This is a genomic window from Rahnella sp. BCC 1045 (genome assembly GCF_019049615.1).
Lineage (GTDB): Bacteria > Pseudomonadota > Gammaproteobacteria > Enterobacterales > Enterobacteriaceae > Rahnella > Rahnella contaminans.
The window spans coordinates 26,747-46,311 of record NZ_JAFMOZ010000125.1; the positions used below are offsets into that span (position 1 = coordinate 26,747).

Consider the following 19,565-nt stretch of genomic DNA (forward strand, 5'->3'; position numbering starts at 1 on the left):
CCTCTATTGGCTGCATAACTGGTAGGATATGGCGGGTCAAGAACACTCATCAAGGTGTTCCGCCTTATGAATATAAGCAGCATGTACAGAGTTACGCTCGTGATGGCTCATCTGCCGCTCTACCGCATCCTTCGACCACAATCCCGACTCAATCAACGAACTACAAGCCATAGTTCTGAAATATGGTCAAAAACCTTGGCGGTGACAATACGTCCGCAATTTCAACCTAGGTATCATAGTCCATCACACGCATTACTTTTTTGACGGTGTTCGCGATCATCGGTTCCGGCCAGATTACGGTCACCAACCCAGCGCAAACCTTCCATTATCTCACCGAAAAAAAACAAGTGGCTGCTGAAACCAACAGTGCCAGCACTTTCGCTCTAGCACTGTTGATCTAATTAAGAAAAATCACGTTAACTTAGGCTCGGCTACCAAACTCCCCGTGAACCACACCCCCACCGAGTTCTAGTTTGTCAATATAATCCCCATACCACTGCAACATATCCCTACGCTGCTCCAGATATTGAGCATGGTTGTACGTGCCACGAATGGTGTTCTTATCCACATGAGCAAGCTGTAACTCGATCCACGCCGTGTTATAGCCTTGTTCGTGCAAGATAGTACTCATCGTGTGCCGGAAACCATGGCCAGTCGCCTTCCCGTGATACCCCACCCTTTTCAGTACCTGATTAATACTCGCTTCGCTCATCGGCTTAGTGATGTCGTTACGCCCAGGAAATACCAGATTGTAGCGACCAGTCACAGCATGGATTTCACGTAGTACTCCCACTACCTGATCGGACAATGGCACCAGATGTGGGCGGCGCATCTTCATCCTTTCTACCGGTACTTCCCAAACTCGCTTATCGAAGTCGAATTCTTTCCATTCGGCCATTCTAAGTTCAACGGTACGAACTCCCGTCAACATCAGAATCTTTGTTGCTAGCCGAGTTATTGGGCTGCCGGAGTAAGCGGTGAGAGCCTCTAAAAAAGAAGGAAGTTCATCCGCTAGCAAATGAGGGTAATGAACAGATTTTGGCGGGGTTAATGCACTTGCCAACTCTGAGGCTGGGTTACTTTCAGCTCGACCAGTGACAATAGCGTAACGAAACACCTGGTTGCAGGCCTGACGGATTTTGCGCAACTTGTCGAGTACACCACGTTTTTCGAGTTTGCGAAGTGAACTAAGGATCTCCAGAGGCTTTATCTCTGCAATTGGGCGCTTACCGATATCCGGAAAGATATCGTTTTCAAACGCCTCCATAATGTCTTCAGCATAACCCTTCGACCAGTTAGGACGTTTGTACTCATGCCATTCTAATGCGATAGCTTTGAAGGTATTTTCCACTGTCGCTTTGCGAGCTTGTTTCTCAACCTTTTTCTGTTCGCTGGGATCGATATAGTTTGCGACTTGCCGCTTAGCTTCATCTCTCCGCTGCCTGGCTTCAGATAACGAAATCTCAGGATAGATACCCAACGCCAACATCTTTTGTTTACCATCAAAGCGGTACTGTAAGCGCCAGTATTTAGAACCATTAGGATGAACCATTAAATGCATGCCTTCGCCATCAGTAAGCTTATAAGGCTTATCCGTGGGCTTTGCACTTCTTACCTTCACATCGGTTAATGCCATTTGAGGCCCTCCGTTGCTGGCTGTTGGTACAAGATTTCATTGAACGGGGATGTACCATCACAAATACCAACAGATACTACTTGATGCTGGTAGATGTAGGTAGATACTGAGAGAGTTTCGACGCGCTGAAATCAACCAACTCACTGAATTTCAGGCATAAAAAAAGACGTCGGTTGACGTCTATTTACTTTGAAATGGTACGCCCTACAGGGCTCGAACCTGTGACCTACGGCTTAGAAGGCCGTTGCTCTATCCAACTGAGCTAAGGGCGCATTGCTTGTCCCAAATTGGGAGCGTTGCGGGTTCGGATTATACGGGCAGACCGGGTTGAGTCAATGGCTTTCGAACTCTCTGCTTAATGCCTGAACAATTAGCAGTTATTCCCGGTATGCCTGATAAGACGATGTCATCAGCGGTGGTTATTTTTCGTGCTCAGATTTCAATGCAGCGGTGATAACGCGCGCGGAGGCGTGGTATGCCACGCCTTCGTAGGCGGTCAGTTCCGGCTGCAAAGTTTGTACGATACCGTTTTTACCGATCACCGCCGGTTGCCCGATATACACGCTAAGTTCTTCATCCCACGCGGAAACCGGGTACACGCTCTGCGCATTGGACAGCACGGCATCCACCAGACGCGCTGTCGCGGTCGCAATACCGAAGCTGGTCCAGCCCTTCCCTTGCAGGATTTCCCAGCCGCCGCCGCGAACGGCGTCGTCCATTTTTGCCCAGTCAACCTCGCGATCGCCCGCCAGTTCGGCGACCGGACGTCCACCGAGCGTGACAGTGCTCCAGGCGACAAACTGCGACTCACCGTGTTCGCCCATCACGTAGCCCGTGACGCTTTTCGGATCAAAGCCGAAAAACTCGCCGACGACGCGTTTCATCCGTGCGGTATCCAGAGACGTGCCGGTGCCAAATACCTGCGAATCCGGCAGGCCGCTGGTTTGCTGAATAATCTGGGTGATTACGTCGCACGGGTTGGTGATGTTGATAATAACGCCGCCAAAACCGCTGGCGATGACACGGGGAATGACTTCACGGACTGCCGCACGGGTTTCGGCCAACTCTTCCAGACGGTCTTCGCGTAACAGCGTTTTAGGGCCGACGGCGATGACCAGCACGTCGGCGTCATGCAATTCGCTGTAATCATTAGCGATGACCTGAACGCGCGAAGCTGTCAGTGAAGCCATATCGCGCAGTTCAAGCGACTGGCTGACGGCTTTCTTTTCATTTTCATCCAGCAGCACAATGATGTCGCACAAACCCTGTGTGACCAGTGAAAACGCGACGTCAGCGCCCACGTGCCCGGCACCGATGATTCCCACTTTACGTGTCATTTATTCCTTTCCTCATGATTTAAATAGAGTCACATCTAAAATAGACACTTTTTTCGCCACTGTCTCAGGTTAAATTCTCACCCGCCGATAACAAGTTATTCGCATTCAGCGCCTGACAGCGCACGCCGCTTCTGACAAAATAGACGCATCCCCCTGCATTTTTTAATTGATGGATTTATTCCCTGATGGCAGCAAAGATTATTGACGGTAAAACGATTGCGCAGCAAGTCAGAAACGAAGTTGCGGCGCGTGTTCAACAACGACTGGCGGAAGGGAAACGTGCTCCCGGGCTGGCTGTCGTACTGGTCGGTGAAAACCCGGCATCGCAGATTTATGTTGCCAGCAAGCGCCGTTCTTGCGAAGAAGTCGGGTTTATTTCCCGCTCTTACGATTTACCGGCGACGACCACCGAAGGCGAACTGCTCGGCCTTATCGATCAGCTCAATAACGACAACGAAATCGACGGTATTCTGGTTCAGCTTCCGCTGCCTGCGGGCATTGATAACATCAAGGTGCTCGAGCGTATTCATCCTGACAAAGACGTCGACGGGTTCCATCCGTACAACGTGGGGCGTCTGTGCCAGCGCGCGCCAACGCTGCGCCCTTGTACGCCGCGCGGTATCGTGACCCTGCTCGAACGTTATGGCGTTGATACATTCGGGCTGAACGCCGTGGTGATCGGCGCATCCAATATTGTTGGCCGTCCGATGAGCATGGAGTTACTGCTGGCGGGCTGCACCACGACGGTCACGCACCGCTTCACTAAAAATCTGCGCCATCACGTTGAAAACGCCGATCTGGTGGTGGTTGCCGTCGGTAAACCGGGTTTTATTCCGGGCGAATGGATTAAACCGGGCGCGATTGTCATTGATGTCGGTATAAATCGTCTGGAAAGTGGTAAAGTTGTCGGCGATGTGGAATATGATGGCGCCGCTGAGCGAGCTTCCTTTATCACACCGGTGCCGGGCGGTGTTGGCCCGATGACGGTCGCGACGCTGATCCAGAATACCTTGCAGGCTTGCGAGGAATATCACGACATCAGCGCAAATAAGTCTTAAACAAGTAGCACTACACATAAAGTCAGGAATACATGGAAACTTTTTTTCTCGAAAAACATCCGCACGTTGAACTGTGCGACCTGCTCAAATTTATGGGCTGGTGTGACAGTGGCGGTACCGCTAAAGCGGTGATCGCTGAAGGCCAGGTTAAGGTCAACGGTAAAGTCGAAACCCGTAAACGCTGCAAAATCGTTGCTGACCAGAACGTTGAGTTCGCCAGCAATAAAGTCGTGGTGAAGGCGTCAGTATAATTTTCTGACCCAATCCGGCTTCGAAAAAATGCCCTGCAAGCTTCACGCTGACAGGGCATTTTTTATGTCTGCTTTAGGACAAAGACTGAGTTACGGAGCCTGTGTAACCCACAATACCGGCCAGTCGCCGCCGCTGCTGTAGCCATCACAGCTTGGCTCTGACGTAAACGCGGCCAGGCGGAACGTTTTGCCATCGAATATCCAGCGGGAAGAGACGCCGCAATCTCCGACGCCACGGCCTTTATCGTAGGTCGTCAGCAATCCGGTTTTCGGATCAAAATCAGCATTGATCAGTTCCGGAGACTGATCGTCTTCGCCCAGTTTGAACGGCATGCTCAGCGCCAGATCGTCCATTTTATACGGTGACTGACGCGAAACCAGGAATCCCAGCGCGTAAAGGTTATACGCGCCCATATCGCAGTTCACCGTCATCAGCGCTTTCTCGTTGCTGAGTGCAAAGATATGTACTTCGCGCTCCGACGGGTCGAGGCTGCAATCGTTGTTCTCAATGGTAGTCGCGGCATTCTGCGTAATCGCCGAAATCTCAGTTTCAGAAAGCGCATGAGGTTCGCTGAAACGCGGCAGAACCGGCGTTGCCGGGATCGGCGGCACCGTATTCACCGGCTTCGTTCCGCGGTTCGCCCAGGCAGTTTTCGTGCCAACGCGCCCCTGCTGTGCATCGATTGCCAGCAAAGCGGCCTTCAGCCCTTTGAGTGAAATAACCGGCCTGACCGGCTGCGCGGTATCGGCTTTACCGGCCAGCTGAATGCTGCTGCCTTCACGGATAGCGGCAATAAAATCATTCACCACCAGACGGTTACCGGTAGAAAGGTGTTTTTTGCTGACATCCCATTCACGATGATTAAAGCTCAGCGTTTTGCCATTCATCTGCAAACGGCTGGCGATTGGCGCTTCAGCAGACTGTTCATCGCTGTTGCGCTGGTAATCAATGCTGACAGTCGATTTACCTTCGGGTCCGGCTTCGCGGGTAATTTTCATTACCAGCTCCTGCCCGTCCTGAGAATTTCGGGCGACGCAGTGATTGAGATTGTCGCAGCTGACCTGCCAGTCGTTATAAATTGCCTGCGTCGGCTCGGCCTGCGCGCTGAAAGCCAGCATTCCGGCCAGCAGGCATAAAGGGGCGGTAATCCATCTGCTCATTATGAGTTTCTGCTCTGTTCGAAATTATCTTTTTTGATAATAGCGTAACCGCCGCCAAGACTCTGCCAACAATGCAGCATTTTTTATTCGAAATAAGAAAGAGATACTTTGCCGGATTTATTTTTTTGCAGGCATTTATTTTTCACCACTTACGAAATCACGTAATGGTGACGTAACGAAACTTTCAGTACACTGACTCCGCCAATAACGAAAAAAAATGGCGAAAGGATGATGTTCATTTCTCCGGGAGATTCAGATGAAGTTATGGATTTGGCTGATAACGTTGTTCTCTCTGTCCGCGTGGGCGGAAGAGCCGCCGGTGGTGTACAACGGCACACTGGGAAAAACCAGCATAGTGGTTGAGCTGGACATGAATAAACCTGACGAAGTGACGGGCCGTTACTTTTATCAGAAGTACCATCTGGATTTGCCACTCAACGGCGCGCTGGACGGGCAGGATCTCAAACTTCAGGAAGGGCTGGACGATTTTGACGATACGCCGCGTCCTGAATTTACCCTGACCAAAGATGAAAACGGTGGCTGGCAAGGCAACTGGACCAACCCGCAGGGCAAAACGCTGCCGGTGACGCTAAAACCTGCGCAGCTTCCTGCGGCGGCTACCGACGACAGCTATCTGGGTTCGCTGATTCATACCGATCCTTACGAGTATCTGCGGTTATCCGAATTGCAGCTGAAGGCCGGTAAAAGCGAGAATTTCATGGGCTATCAGCTGCAATGGTGGGTTGAGCCTCAGTCGAAAATCACGCTTTTCGAGATTGTGTCCGGTTATCCGGACGCCAGTTTGCAGGCGATGAACCAGAAACTGCGCACCCGTTTATGGCAGGAAGTCAGCGGATGGCATGCGTGTATGCTCGGCGCCAGCCGGTTTGGTCAGGGCGAATATCAGCAGACCGTTACGCCGGAATTCATGAGCCCGGAAGTCGTCAGTGTCAGTCTGTTCACGTCCTATGATTGCGGCGGTGCGCATCCTGATTTCGGCGAAGCGCCGGTCAATATGAACGCCCAAACGGCGGATACACTGACGCTGGAAGACATCGTGTGGGTCGGTGACGGCGCGCCGTTCCATTATCTCAATGCGGAAGATCGTGCCTCATCGGGCAAAAATGACGTGGATTTCGATACCTTCGCCTCGTACCGCGATAAGAAATGGGCACCGTGGCTGGTGAAACAACTTACTGCGGCGCATCCGGAACAGATGAAGAAGCCGACCGACGATAGCGACGATGACTGCGATTATTCGGATCCGTCCGTCTGGCAGTTCCCGGCGTGGTATTTCACACCGAAAGGCCTGTATTTTGATCCGACGTTCGCCCGCGTACAACGTTCGTGCGAAAGCCCGGAATGGTCAGTCTTGCCGTGGTCAGCGCTGAAAGGCCACGCAGGGAGCACCGCCATCAGTCTGGAACACTAAAAAACAACAAAGGCACCTGCGGGTGCCTTTGACTTTTAAGATAACAGTGACTTTTCGGGATTAAAATTTTTACGCCAGCCAGCCCTGCAACTGCGCGTATTGCAGCAACATAATTGTTTTACCGTCTTTGATGCGGCCATCTTTGATCATCGCCAGCGCTTCGGTGAACGGCACTTCCAGCACGTCAATATCTTCATCTTCCACGCCACCGCCAGCATTCGCCCGCTGCGATTCATCATATTCTGCGGCAAAAAAGTGAACGATTTCCGTCACGCTGCCCGGCGACATGTAGCATTCGAAGAGTTTCTCGACGTGCCCGACGGCAAAACCGGTTTCTTCAATCGCTTCTTTACGGATGCAGTCTTCCGGCGAATCATCGTCCAGCAACCCTGCGCAGGTTTCCAGCAACATGCCGGTCGGGTTGCCGTTGACATACGTCGGCATACGAAACTGATTGATCAGCAGAACGGTTTTCTTTGGCCGGTTATAAAGCAGAATGGTCGCACCGTTTCCCCGGTCATACACTTCACGGGATTGCGGCTGACGTTCACCGTTGCGTTTGATTAAGTCGTAGGTGAATTTTCGAAGAACATACCAGTTATCAGAGAGTAACTCGGTCCGGACGTTTTCGATTTTAGATGACCTGCCATGAGATGACATTTAGCGTGCCTCCGCTCAGAAGGGGTGAGAGAAGCCCGATATCATAGCCGCAATAGTACGCCCCTGCCAGCGTCAGCCGTGCTCAATGGCGTCGAGAAGTTGCTCGCGATGTCGGCCAATCCATTGGGGATCCAGCGGTCCCCAGCCGGAAATCTGATAGTAGCCGTCGTTATTGCGCACGCCCTGCTGCACAAATTCCAGCTCGATGCCCATCCCCGGTAACGCTTTCAGCACATCCTGCAAAGTGCGGCGCGGCCAGCCGGTAATCTCCATCAGTTTGGGCACATTCGGTTTTTGTTCGTTATCCAGCAACCAGCAAAGATAGAGACGGCGCGCAAACACCGAATTCAAATTCAAACTCATCTGGACGACCCCTGCGTATTGTCATAAAAAGAAGATAGCCAAAGCGTAGACTGTTTCAGCGAATACGTGTGAGACATAACCCTGTGTGCGGGGAGGCTTTTTTACATTATCTCCTTTATTTCTCCACGTTTTATCGGGAATGAGAAGGTAAAGTGCATTGACGTAGAACGACACTCTAACACTCGCTCAGTCCTTTCCGGACGGTACTGCCTCTGAGAAAACCTTTTCAGGGGATTTTTTTGTCAGATTACTGACGCTCTGTTTGTTTGCTGATGTTAGTCACTCACGCCAGAGTGACAACGAGGTTCTTGACGCATGGCTAACTTTTTTATCGATCGCCCGATCTTTGCCTGGGTTTTAGCGATCATCATTTCCTTGTCCGGCGCACTGGCTATCTATTCTTTGCCCGTTGAACAGTACCCCGATCTGGCTCCGCCAAATGTGCGTATAACCGCGACTTATCCGGGCGCATCAGCTCAGACGTTAGAAAACACGGTGACACAAATCATCGAGCAGAACATGACCGGGTTAGACAACCTGATGTACATGTCTTCTCAGAGCAGCAGCAACGGCAAGTCACAGATTACCCTGAGTTTTGTGGCCGGAACCGACCCGAATGAAGCCTTGCAGCAGGTACAAAACCAGCTGCAACAGGCGATGAAGCGATTGCCGCAGGCGGTGCAAACGCAGGGGGTCACCGTCTCGAAAACCGGTGATACCAACCTGATGACCGTCGCATTCGTGTCCACCGACGGCAGTATGGATAAGCAGGATATCGCCGACTATGTGGCCTCCAATATTCAGGATCCACTAAGCCGTATCGACGGTGTCGGCAGCATTACCGCTTACGGCACGCAATATGCGATGCGTATCTGGCTCGATCCGAACAAACTGACTAACTACCAGATGACCACCAGCGATGTGGTGACGGCAATTGAAAACCAGAACAGTCAGGTGGCAGTCGGGCAGCTCGGCGGCGCACCGTCGGTTGATTTGCAGGCGCTCAACGCAACGGTTAACGCGCAGTCGCAGTTGCAAACGCCGCAACAGTTTCGCGATATCACCCTGAAAGTGAATCAGGACGGCTCACAGGTCAAACTCGGCGATGTCTCAACCGTCGGTCTGGGTGCTGAAGACTACAGCATTCTCAGCCGTTATAATGGCCAGGCCGCATCTGGTATGGGCGTGCAGCTGGCGTCCGGCGCCAACGAACTGCAAACCGACAAACTGGTTCGCGCACGTCTGACGGAACTGGAAAAATACTTCCCCCACGGGCTCGAAACCCGCATCGCCTATGAAACCACGCCATTCGTCAAAGCGGCGATCACCGACGTGGTGAAAACGCTGTTCGAAGCGATCGTGCTGGTGTTCCTCGTAATGTATCTGTTCCTGCAAAATATCCGCGCAACGTTGATCCCGACCATTGCCGTCCCGGTGGTTTTGCTGGGGACGTTCGTGGTGCTGCATCAGTTCGGTTACACCATCAACACCCTGACAATGTTCGCGATGGTGCTCGCCATCGGGCTGCTGGTCGATGACGCCATCGTGGTGGTGGAAAACGTCGAGCGCGTGATGAGCGAGGAAGGGCTAAGCCCCAGAGACGCAACCCGAAAATCGATGGGGCAAATTCAGAGTGCGCTGGTCGGTATCACCATGGTGCTGTCGGCCGTATTTATCCCGATGGCGTTTTTCGGCGGTACAACCGGTGCGATCTACCGTCAGTTCTCCATCACTATTGTTGCCGCGATGGTGCTTTCTGTCTTTGTCGCGCTGACCCTCACACCGGCGCTGTGTTCGACCATTCTTAAGCCGATTGCCAAGGGCCATCATCACGGCAAAACAGGTTTCTTCGGCTGGTTTAACCGCACGTTCGATAAGAATGCGCACCGTTATGAACGGGGCGTTGGCAGCATTCTCCGTCACAGCGTGCGTTATATGCTGGGTTATCTGCTGATCCTCGGCATTCTGGCGTTCCTGTTTGTGAAACTGCCGACGTCATTCCTGCCGCAGGAAGATCAGGGCGTACTGACCGTTCAGGTTCAGCTGCCGCCGGGTTCTACGCTGCAACAGACACAAAAAGTGGTCGAGAAAATCGAGCACTATTTCCTGACGGAAGAAAAGAATGATGTGGTTTCCGTGTTCTCCACGCTGGGCGCAGGCCCGGGCGGTAACGGTCAGAACGTTGCCCGTCTGTTTATCAGCCTGACGGACTGGGACAAACGCACCTCCGGTCATAACTCTGTCTTCGACATTATTGACCGCGCGACCAAAGAATTCCGGCACATCCGCGAGGCGCGCGTTATCGCCAGCGGACCACCGGCCATCAACGGACTGGGGACATCTGCCGGTTTCGATATGGAATTGCAGGATCACGCCGGGAATGGTCATGATGCACTGATGGCCGCGCGCGATCAGCTTCTGGAAATGACCAGCAAAGACAGCACGCTGAGCCGCGTTCGTCATAACGGTCTCGATGACAGCCCGCAGTTGCAGATCGACATCGATCAGGTAAAAGCGCAGGCGCTGGGGGTTTCCGTTGCGGATATCAACAGCACGCTGAGTACCGCCTGGGGTTCCACGTACGTGAATGACTTCGTTGACCGCGGGCGTGTGAAGAAAGTTTATGTTCAGGCTGCCGCGCCGTTCCGTATGCTGCCGGACGACGTCAATAAATGGTACGTGCGCAATTCCAGCGGAACGATGGTGCCGTTCTCCGCATTCACCACGTCGCACTGGCAAACCGGTTCACCGCGTCTGGAACGTTACAACGGTTATTCTGCGGTAGAAATTGTCGGTGAAGCTGCAACGGGCGTCAGCAGCGGTACGGCGATGGACGAGATGGAGAAACTGGTAGCGAAACTCCCCGCCGGATTCGGTCTTGAATGGACGGGGCTTTCTTATCAGGAACGCCTCTCCGGTGCGCAGGCTCCGGCGCTGTACGCCATCTCCCTGCTGGTCGTATTCCTGTGTCTGGCGGCGCTTTATGAAAGCTGGTCGATTCCGTTCTCGGTCATGCTGGTGGTGCCGTTAGGCGTGATCGGGGCGGTGATTGCAACGTGGCTGCGCGGGCTGGAAAACGATGTTTACTTCCAGGTCGGGATGTTAACCATCATCGGTTTGTCGGCCAAAAACGCCATTCTGATCGTCGAGTTTGCCAATGACCTTAACCACAAAGGCAAAGCGCTGGTGGAAGCCACGCTCGAAGCCTCAAGGATGCGTCTGCGCCCTATTCTGATGACGTCGCTGGCGTTTATTTTCGGGGTCTTGCCGATGGCGACCAGCACCGGCGCGGGTTCCGCGAGCCAGCACGCAGTCGGCACCGGGGTTATCGGCGGGATGATTTCTGCCACCGTTCTGGCAATCTTCTTCGTTCCGCTGTTCTTTGTGCTGGTCCGCCGCCGCTTCCCGGGGAAAACCGGTGAGCCGGTCATCTCGGATATCGTCGCAACCGTGCCTCACGAACACAAATAGCAGGCACAAAAAAGGCGTTAATGTGAATTAACGCCTTTTTTATTAATGATTTATTGGCTGGTGTAAATCGTCTCTAAATGGACGTAATGGTCTTCCTGAACAAACGTTTTTATTATGACGCGCTGGCACGGTGAATAAATCTTCTCTTTGCTTTGTCGCTGGTACTGTGGGCAATTACGCTTTCAACATACGGTCGATAAAGTCTTTCCAGTTACCTAATTCTTGCTCTAACATTTTTCTCCCCTTGATTGGACGGCATCATTATACGTCTATTTTTTGTACACGCAAAAATTCAATGACAATTGTTTAATCGCGATCACAATCCCGCCCCGTCTGGATCCTGCCCGCGTTTTGCCTCATTATGTGATTATTCGTGTCCCGCTTTTTGCGCTGGTCAAAAGTTCCTTTATTACTCACAGGTTATGTTTTTTTATGGCAACGACGTCTGCTCAAACCACTTTTATTCTTTACGGCATTAAAAATTGCGATACCGTCAAAAAAGCCCGCCGCTGGCTGGAAGAAAATGGCGTTGAATGCCAGTTCCACGATTATCGGGTTGAAGGCCTGGACGAGGCGCTGCTGCAAAACCTCATCGACAAACAGGGTTGGGAAGCGATGCTCAACACGCGCGGCACCACCTGGCGCAAACTGGACGAAGCCACGCGCACGGCCTGTGATAACGAAGCCAGCGCCAAAGCCGTGATGCTTGAACATCCGGCGGTGATCAAACGCCCTTTCTTGCTGGCGCCAGATGGCCAGTCTCTGCTGGGATTCAAACCAGAAAGCTATCAGCAATTTCTCGCACAGGTGAAGTAACATGAGTTGTCCGGTTCTCGATTTAGCCCAGCAGTTAATCCGCCGCCCTTCCCTCAGCCCGGACGATGCAGGCTGCCAGGAAATTATGATTGCCCGCCTGCAGGCCATTGGTTTTCACGTTGAGCCGATGAATTTTGGCGATACCCTCAATTTTTGGGCGACACGCGGTGAAGGCAAAACCCTGGCATTTGCCGGGCACACTGACGTCGTACCGACCGGCGATCACAATCTGTGGGTAACCGGCCCGTTCGAGCCAACCCTGCGCGATGGCATGCTGTATGGCCGTGGCGCTGCCGATATGAAAGGTTCGCTGGCGGCGATGGTGGTCGCGGCAGAACGCTTTGTGGCAGCAAACCCGAATCACAAAGGCCGTCTGGCGTTTCTGATTACTTCCGATGAAGAAGCCAGCGCCGTGAACGGCACCGTCAAAGTGGTTAACGCCCTGATGGAACGCAAAGAGCGCCTGGATTTTTGCCTGGTCGGCGAGCCGTCCAGCACCACGCGCGTGGGCGATATTGTGAAAAATGGCCGTCGCGGCTCGATGACCGCTAACCTGCACGTGCATGGCGTTCAGGGGCATGTTGCCTATCCGCATCTGGCCGATAATCCGGTGCACCGCGCCATGCCTGCGCTCAACGAACTGGTCGCTACGGTCTGGGATAACGGCAACGAATTCTTCCCGCCGACCAGCATGCAAATCGCCAATATCAATGCCGGTACCGGCAGCAATAACGTGATCCCCGGCGAGCTGTATGTGCAGTTTAACTTCCGTTTCAGCACGGAACTGACCGATGCCATCATTAAGCAGCGCGTCGCTGAACTGCTGGATCGCCACAATCTTCAGTACACCCTGAACTGGGTGGTGTCCGGCCAGCCGTTCCTGACGTCCCGCGGTGAACTGGTTGACGCCGTCGTGAATGCCGTTCGCCACTACAGCGAAATCACGCCAGAACTGCAAACCACCGGCGGAACTTCCGACGGGCGTTTCATCGCGCTGATGGGCGCTCAGGTGGTTGAACTGGGACCGGTGAATGCCACCATCCACAAAATCAACGAATGCGTACATGCCGCCGATTTGCAGGTTCTCAGCCGTATGTATCAGCGCATCATGGAACAGTTAGTCGCATGATCAGCCACGAAATGCTGACCGGCCGCTCAGACGCGCATCTGGTCACATTGGGCGAAGGCCCGCACCGGTTACAAAAAGCCGCCGCTGGTGCCTTTGCAGAAATGCAAAAAGCAGCGGCACAGGCCGGGTTTAATTTGCAGCCAGCCAGTACTTTTCGTGATTTCAGTCGCCAGCAGGCCCTCTGGAATGGCAAATTTCGCGGCGAGCGACCAGTATTAGATAAGAACAGCCAGCCGGTGGACATCAGCACGTTGTCTGCCGCTGAACGTTGTGAACTGATCCTGCGCTGGTCGGCACTACCGGGCGCAAGCCGCCACCACTGGGGCAGCGATCTGGATGTTTACGATCCGTCTCTGCTTCCGGAAGGCCGGACGCTGCAACTGGAGCCGTGGGAATACGAGGAAAACGGCTATTTTCATCCGCTGAACCTCTGGATGTCGGCACACATGGAAGCATTTGGCTTTTACCGGCCTTTTGCACAGGATCGTGGCGGCGTTGCCGTTGAACCCTGGCACCTGAGTTATCGTCCTCTGGCACAGCAGTGCGAATCACAGCTGACGCCGGAGGTGCTAATCAGCGCGTGGCAGGGCCAGGATATCGCCGGTTCTGACTGGGTCATCAGTGAGATAGCGACAATTTTTCTGCGTTTTATCGCCCTAAACCCTACATAAATTAAGGAGCACGCCATGGAGTGGATTAAAGATTACTGGTGGATCGTTCTGATCATTCTGATCGGCATGTTTATCAGCGGGATGAAAGAGTTACGTCGTGTGGACGTGAAGAAATACCTGAAAGATAAACCTGAACTTCCACCGCATCGCGACAACAATGCCGAGTGGGATAAAGACGATGACTGGCCAAAGAAAAAGTAACACCGGTCAGCACGGCTACAAAACCTAATCAATATTAGTCGGCGGATTATGTAGCGATTCTCCGCCGATTGACTCTCTCTCCGGCCAGTATCATGTGACGTGAAACTGACGTACGGAGAGACGAGTCCTTTGCCAACTTTAACAACCCCGACACCAGAGCAGGCGACAGCCGACGCCACGCAATTTCTGGGGCTTGCTCCATTTTTACGCATGAGCATAGCCGGTGACGAGTGCACCGCGATCGCGCAGGAACTGGTCACACGTGCGCAGCAAAATCCTGATGATGCCATTTTGTGGATGAACCTTTCCACGGTGATGCTGTGCCTGCAACGCACCGATCTTGGCCTGGCTATCCAGAATCAGGCGCTGGCGATGCAGCAGGTTTATACCCTCAGCGCGGTGCAAAAACCGGCAAAACTGCGTTTACTGATGCTGATGGTGCCCGGTACGCTGTCCGCCAACGTGCCCCTCGACTGTCTGCTGGAAAACAGCGACATCGACCTGATTTATTACTACATCACGCCGGAAGCACCGTTTGAAGCGCCCATTCCTGAACATGACCTGCTGATGATTGGCATCAGCGCGACCACCGATAATCTGTTCCTGTTGCAACAACTGGAAACCGTGACCTGCCAGTGGCCGGTGCCGGTGATCAACGCTCCCGAGTGCATTCCTCATTCAGAACGCCACATCGCCAGCCGCGTTTTACAAAACAAACCGGGGCTCACCATCGCGCAGGCGCATCCGGTGACGCACGCCCTGCTTACTGCGGTCGCAAGCGGGCAAATGACGCTGAGCGATGCGTTACCGGGCAGTGATTTCCCGGTTATCCTGCGCCCCGCAGGTTCGCACGGTGGCCACGGTCTGGAGAAAATCACCCGGCAGGACGAACTGGCGGATTACCTTGCGCGCGTTGGCGTTGAAGATTATTTCCTGTCGAAATTCATCGATTACAGCAACGCGGACGGCCAGTTCCGTAAATACCGTATATCGCTGATCGACGGTAAACCTTACGCCTGCCATATGGCTATTTCGTCGCACTGGATGGTGCATTACGTCAACGCGGCGATGTATGAAGATCACAAAAAACGTGAAGAAGAAGCGGCCTTCCTGACGAATTTCCACGAATTCGCCGCGCGCCACCACGCCGCGCTGAAGGCCATTTATGACACAACCCAACTCGATTATGTCGGGATTGATTGCAGCGAAGCGCCCGACGGCTCATTGCTGGTCTTTGAAATTGACCCGGCAATGGTGGTTCACGCCATGGATCTGGAAGTCATGTTCCCGCACAAACAAATCCATATGAATAAAGTTAAAACAGCATGCCGCGAGTTGCTGTTATCCCGTGCCTTTGCGCACGCCGACACTTCCGCTGATGCGCTAACAGGACAAGAATAAGCATGATTTCACGTAACGCCCTGAATTTCTCTGGTGGTCCCGGCGCATTGCCGGAAACGGTTCTGGCGCAGGTCGAGGCCGCCATCAAAGAAGTGCCGGAGGTTGGCCTGTCGATCCTCGGGATCAGCCACCGCTCAGACTGGTTCGCTGCCGTCGTCGAAGAAACGGAAAATAACATCCGTACCCTGCTCGGCTTGTCTCAGGATTTCCATATTCTGTTTCTGCAAGGCGGCGCCACGCAGCAGTTTTCCATGGTACCGATGACGTTACTTCGCGGCCAGAAACATGCGGCTGAATATCTGGATACCGGTTACTGGAGCAGCAAGGTTGTGACCGAAGCGCGTCGCGAAGGCCCGGTAAAAGTGCTGTGGAGCGGTGAGTCCTGTGGTTTTAACCGTCTGCCATCTGATGGCGAGCTGGATTTTTCACCGGACGCGCCGTATCTGCATTACGTTTCGAACGAAACCGTGGAAGGGCTGCAATTCCAGCGTGTTGTGGGCCGCGATGATGTGCCTCGCGTCTGCGATATGTCCTCTGATTTCCTGTCTAAACCGTGCGATGCTAATAAATTCTCGGTGATTTACGCCCATGCCCAGAAAAACATCGGCCCGGCCGGTGTGACGATTGTGCTGGTGCATGACACCGTGGTGAAAGCCTCCTCTGACGAACTGCCGACATTCCTCAACTACCGTCGTCAGGTTGAATCCCATTCCAACCTGAATACGCCGCCAGTTTTTGCGATTTACGTGGTTCTGCTGGTCACCCGCTGGCTGCTCAATGACGTAGGCGGTCTGGAAAATATGGCCCAAACCAACCGCCATAAAGCCGAATTGCTGTATGCGATGCTTGATAACAGCGACGGTTTTTACAAAGGCTGGAGCAGCAAGGAAGACCGTTCACAAATGAACGTGGCGTTTAAATTGCCGGATGAGACGCTGGAGCAAAAATTCCTGGCAGAAAGCCATGAAGCCGGTTTCTCAGGTCTGGTGGGGCATCGCGCCATTGGCGGGATCCGCGCCTCAATCTACAACGCGCTTTCACTGCCAGCGGCAGAGAAACTGACCAACTTCATGGATGACTTCCTGCGTCATAACCGCAAATAAACCTCTGTGATTTCAATAAAAAAGCCCCCAACTGATCAACAGGCGGGGGCTTTTTTACGGGTAAAAATCAGTGCTGATGAGACTTCGGTTCGTAGTTTTTCAAATGCGCAATCGCGGTATTGATCATGTGTGAATCCAGCCCGTGGCCCATGCCCGGCTGAAGATTCAGGGTGCAATCGCAGCCTAATGATTTGAGGCGCTCAGCGGCACTTTTTGACTGGAACGGGTTAATCACCGGATCCTGTTCACCGTGAATAAAATGCACCACCGTACCGGCAGAAATCGGTTTTTCCGGCAGGACGGAGAAACGTCCGCTGAAAGCCACAATGCGCGAAGCCAGATGTTCTTCCACTTTGGTGGATTCCAGCGCCATGATGGTCCCCTGAGAAAAACCAATCAGCGTGGTATGTTCCGGCGGCACGCCGGTTTTCTGCTGCCAGTCGCGGACAATTTCGACGAATGCGGGCATCGCCGCGTCGACACGCGGCTGACGGTTTTGCTCCGTCACGCCCTGCACGGAGAACCACTGGAAGCCACGGCCAAAATCACAGATGTCCGGGCTGCCGACGCTGATAACCTGCGCCTGTGGAAAAGAAAGCGCAAAAAACTTGCCGATCTCACCCATGGAAATCGGGTTATCGCCCACGCCATGAAACAGTAAAATCAGCTGGTTAGCTCTTTCTTCCGGTTGCTGGACAATAATCTGTTCTGAGCTCATGAATTTCTCCCGTTGTAGGTTAATGGCCTTACTATACGCCGCCCGCCGGTCAGTGAAATCGGGTTTTATTGAACGAGTCTTTCCATTTTTTGCAATAAAACCGTTGATTTAATCGCCAGTGTGCAGGGAAATTGCCCGCCGACGCCAAATTTCACACGCCGTCGCATCCGTGGCTTTCAGCGCCTGCGCCGTTTCCTGACGCCAGCGGACCAGCAGGTCTTTCCGGCCATTCAGCCGCAGCATCTGCACAATGTCGGCGACACTTTTCCCCTGTTGCAGGTAAGCGCGCAGGGCGACCAGCGGCAGGGAAAGTTGCAGTAAGAGGCGGTTCAGCGCCGGTAAACTGCTTTCCAGCGGCCGGTGCGCAAACGCAAATCCGGCCAGTTCGCGCCAGTCGGCTTCATCTAATGATAAATCGCCCGTTAACGGGAGCGGCAGCTGGCGGTCAATCTGCGGTGCCAGCCAGCGCCAGTCGCGGTTGAGCTGCGACTCTGCGGCATCCGTCAGCGCCTTTCCGGCATCGCTTAACGGTAACAGCGCCATCGCGGCGTAACATCCGCTGCTGGCCTCTTTCTGCGAACTCACGCGGACCAGACGAAAACCGGCCTGCTGCCACAACGCGGCGAGTTCATCGGTATACCCGAAACTGACCGACATAAAATCCAGCCTCTGTTGCTGCGCGCTGTGTTTTTGCTGCATCAGCAACTCGCTGGCAATTCCCTGACGCCGGAACGCCGGATGAACAGCAATACGGCTGATGCGGCGCGAACGCAAAACCGCCGCCTGCGGGAAACCGGCGTGCGCAGCAAGAGATTGTGCGACCAGGTTCCCGCGCGGACGCCGCCTTCCGGCCCAGACTTCATGCGCCAGTTCCGCACTCAGCCCGCCCTCTTCCACCAGCCACAGCGCACCGGTCAGCGTGCTTTTCTGCCGGGCGGCACTGAAAATCATGCCAGGTGCATCGAGCAGGCGGCGTAAATCCAGCGGAGAGGTGCGGTAGTGCGCGCTGGTCAGTAAACCGTAAAACTGCTGCAAAAGCGCAGGTTCACGCAGCCAGTCACCGGCATCGATGGAGAATATTTCGGACGTTGCTGTCGTGGTATCTCCGGCGGGAATTTCTTCCGAAAACAGCAATAACTCGCTGATGAACGGCTCCAGCAGGTCGCCTGCGGACCAGCGGACCGGTTCGGTCAGACGTAAATCATGCCAGTGCGGCAGCGAGGCGCAGAATTTCAGCAGAAAACCGCGGCCTGTGCCTTCATAGCCGTGAACCGTGGTGGAAAGTAAAACGCGGGGAAACGCGGCAATCAGCGCCGAGAGCATCCGTGCGGGGATCGCCGCCGCTTCATCGATTATCAGCCAGTCGGCGTCCGTCACCGGCCCGGTGTCACCTAATGCAAGCAAGGCATCCGGTGCGATAAAACAGGCCGATTCCGGAAGATGACTGAGGATTTGATTTGCGGACGCTTTACCCGGCGCGGTAATCCGGCAGATACCCGGCCAGCGACTGGCGAGCATGCCGGCCAGCGTTGATTTGCCGCGACCGCGCGGTGCCGTCAGCACCCAGACGCCGGAGTCCGCGCTCAGCAGCTGTTGCAAAATCAGATGCTGCTGAGGCGTTGGCTGGCCGTCGGGCGGTATCCACGCAACGGCGGGCGATAAAGGTGGAATGGCTAAAGGCGCATTCTGGCGACACACGGAAATTTCCGGATGGCGACGCAGTAAAGTTTGAAAACGTTGGATAAAACGCGGAGCCGGGATCGCCTGCGGCTGTTCGCTCCAGCGCAGACTGTCGGCATCAGGACGCTGCGGCCACTCATCCCATTCCGGCACCAGTAAAATAAGCCAGCTTCCCGCTTTCAGAATGCCGGAAAACACCGCCAGCGCGTCGGCATTCAGCCCGGTTCGCGCGTCGAATATGCCGTGCAGTTTTTCCTGTCCCAGCAACGTGTGTACCGCAGAAAAAGTCACAGACTGCGCGCCTGCCGGGGAATTTCCGCTGACCCACACCCAGTCGCCAGGTTGCCCTTGCGCGAACTGCTCCGCCTGTGCGGCACACCACGCGGCCTCGCCGCTGAAAACCAGCAGACGGCGAACGCCCTGTTCAAGCATCTGCTGTTGCAGGGTATTTTTTAGCGCAATATCCATGGGTTACCG

Annotated in this window: 18 protein-coding genes, 1 tRNA gene and 1 pseudogene; 10 read left to right on the forward strand and 10 right to left on the reverse strand. The window is 53.9% G+C overall.

What is annotated here, in order from left to right; all coding sequences use genetic code 11:
• Positions 1-45 precede the first annotated feature (45 nt).
• From J1782_RS26385 to J1782_RS11980, 4 genes and pseudogenes are all read right to left on the reverse strand, one after another.
• Positions 46-286 (reverse strand): annotated as a pseudogene (locus tag J1782_RS26385) (hypothetical protein); the annotation flags it as partial.
• A 135-nt stretch (positions 287-421) separates the two neighbouring features.
• A complete protein-coding gene (locus J1782_RS11970; RefSeq protein WP_217153225.1) occupies positions 422-1,636 on the reverse strand; it encodes a tyrosine-type recombinase/integrase in 1,215 nt (404 codons plus the stop codon).
• 195 nt (positions 1,637-1,831) lie between these two features.
• Positions 1,832-1,908, reverse strand: a tRNA-Arg gene (locus J1782_RS11975).
• Positions 1,909-2,055: 147 nt separating this feature from the next.
• Positions 2,056-2,973: an L-lactate dehydrogenase gene (locus J1782_RS11980; protein WP_217153226.1), complete on the reverse strand. Its 918-nt coding sequence runs from the start codon at positions 2,971-2,973 to the stop codon at positions 2,056-2,058.
• A gap of 185 nt (positions 2,974-3,158) precedes the next feature.
• On the opposite strand from J1782_RS11980, the gene folD reads away from it, so the two are divergent.
• Both folD and ybcJ read left to right on the forward strand, forming a co-directional pair.
• Positions 3,159-4,031, forward strand: coding sequence for a bifunctional methylenetetrahydrofolate dehydrogenase/methenyltetrahydrofolate cyclohydrolase FolD (folD, locus tag J1782_RS11985; protein WP_152327960.1), 873 nt, complete (start codon positions 3,159-3,161; stop codon positions 4,029-4,031).
• 32 nt (positions 4,032-4,063) lie between these two features.
• Positions 4,064-4,282 (forward strand): ribosome-associated protein YbcJ, encoded by a 219-nt coding sequence (gene ybcJ / locus J1782_RS11990; RefSeq protein ID WP_152327959.1) that lies wholly within the window; start codon positions 4,064-4,066, stop codon positions 4,280-4,282.
• Positions 4,283-4,372: 90 nt separating this feature from the next.
• Here the strand turns inward: ybcJ and J1782_RS11995 are convergent, their stop codons facing one another.
• Entirely contained in the window at positions 4,373-5,443 is a 1,071-nt protein-coding gene (locus J1782_RS11995) for a DUF1176 domain-containing protein (protein ID WP_217153227.1), read from the reverse strand.
• A 256-nt stretch (positions 5,444-5,699) separates the two neighbouring features.
• On the opposite strand from J1782_RS11995, the gene J1782_RS12000 reads away from it, so the two are divergent.
• Positions 5,700-6,875 carry a hypothetical protein gene (locus J1782_RS12000; protein WP_165059381.1) on the forward strand — a complete coding sequence of 392 codons (1,176 nt, stop codon included), beginning with the start codon at positions 5,700-5,702 and terminating at the stop codon, positions 6,873-6,875.
• Between the two features lie 69 nt (positions 6,876-6,944).
• Here the strand turns inward: J1782_RS12000 and nudK are convergent, their stop codons facing one another.
• Together nudK and J1782_RS12010 are read right to left on the reverse strand one after the other, a co-directional pair.
• Positions 6,945-7,535, reverse strand: coding sequence for a GDP-mannose pyrophosphatase NudK (gene nudK, locus J1782_RS12005; protein ID WP_152327956.1), 591 nt, complete (start codon positions 7,533-7,535; stop codon positions 6,945-6,947).
• Positions 7,536-7,607: 72 nt separating this feature from the next.
• A complete protein-coding gene (locus J1782_RS12010; protein WP_152327955.1) occupies positions 7,608-7,898 on the reverse strand; it encodes a helix-turn-helix domain-containing protein in 291 nt (96 codons plus the stop codon).
• Positions 7,899-8,213: 315 nt separating this feature from the next.
• On the opposite strand from J1782_RS12010, the gene acrD reads away from it, so the two are divergent.
• Positions 8,214-11,369 carry a multidrug efflux RND transporter permease AcrD gene (gene acrD / locus J1782_RS12015; RefSeq protein WP_165059377.1) on the forward strand — a complete coding sequence of 1,052 codons (3,156 nt, stop codon included), beginning with the start codon at positions 8,214-8,216 and terminating at the stop codon, positions 11,367-11,369.
• Between the two features lie 174 nt (positions 11,370-11,543).
• Here the strand turns inward: acrD and ypfM are convergent, their stop codons facing one another.
• Positions 11,544-11,603, reverse strand: a complete 60-nt coding sequence (gene ypfM, locus J1782_RS26555) for a protein YpfM (protein ID WP_152328030.1) — start codon at positions 11,601-11,603, stop codon at positions 11,544-11,546.
• Between the two features lie 198 nt (positions 11,604-11,801).
• Between ypfM and J1782_RS12025 the strand changes: the two genes are divergently transcribed.
• The 6 genes from J1782_RS12025 to J1782_RS12050 all read left to right on the forward strand — a co-directional run bounded on the left by J1782_RS12025 (position 11,802) and on the right by J1782_RS12050 (position 16,690).
• Positions 11,802-12,185 carry an ArsC family reductase gene (locus J1782_RS12025; protein WP_165059375.1) on the forward strand — a complete coding sequence of 128 codons (384 nt, stop codon included), beginning with the start codon at positions 11,802-11,804 and terminating at the stop codon, positions 12,183-12,185.
• Position 12,186: 1 nt separating this feature from the next.
• Positions 12,187-13,314 (forward strand): succinyl-diaminopimelate desuccinylase, encoded by a 1,128-nt coding sequence (gene dapE, locus J1782_RS12030; protein WP_165059374.1) that lies wholly within the window; start codon positions 12,187-12,189, stop codon positions 13,312-13,314.
• A complete protein-coding gene (locus tag J1782_RS12035) occupies positions 13,311-13,985 on the forward strand; it encodes a M15 family metallopeptidase (protein WP_217153228.1) in 675 nt (224 codons plus the stop codon). Before dapE ends, J1782_RS12035 begins: the two co-directional genes overlap by 4 nt.
• Positions 13,986-14,000: 15 nt before the next feature.
• On the forward strand, positions 14,001-14,186 hold the full coding sequence (locus J1782_RS12040; RefSeq protein WP_152327950.1) for a YpfN family protein: 186 nt from the start codon (positions 14,001-14,003) through the stop codon (positions 14,184-14,186).
• 129 nt (positions 14,187-14,315) lie between these two features.
• Positions 14,316-15,587, forward strand: coding sequence for a RimK family alpha-L-glutamate ligase (locus J1782_RS12045; protein ID WP_217153229.1), 1,272 nt, complete (start codon positions 14,316-14,318; stop codon positions 15,585-15,587).
• A 2-nt stretch (positions 15,588-15,589) separates the two neighbouring features.
• Positions 15,590-16,690 (forward strand): phosphoserine transaminase, encoded by a 1,101-nt coding sequence (locus J1782_RS12050; protein ID WP_217153230.1) that lies wholly within the window; start codon positions 15,590-15,592, stop codon positions 16,688-16,690.
• Between the two features lie 67 nt (positions 16,691-16,757).
• Here J1782_RS12050 and ypfH read toward each other — a convergent pair whose 3' ends face one another.
• Positions 16,758-17,408 (reverse strand): esterase, encoded by a 651-nt coding sequence (gene ypfH, locus J1782_RS12055; RefSeq protein WP_152327947.1) that lies wholly within the window; start codon positions 17,406-17,408, stop codon positions 16,758-16,760.
• Between the two features lie 108 nt (positions 17,409-17,516).
• On the reverse strand, positions 17,517-19,556 hold the full coding sequence (locus J1782_RS12060) for a tRNA(Met) cytidine acetyltransferase TmcA (RefSeq protein ID WP_217153231.1): 2,040 nt from the start codon (positions 19,554-19,556) through the stop codon (positions 17,517-17,519).
• Positions 19,557-19,565 lie beyond the last annotated feature (9 nt).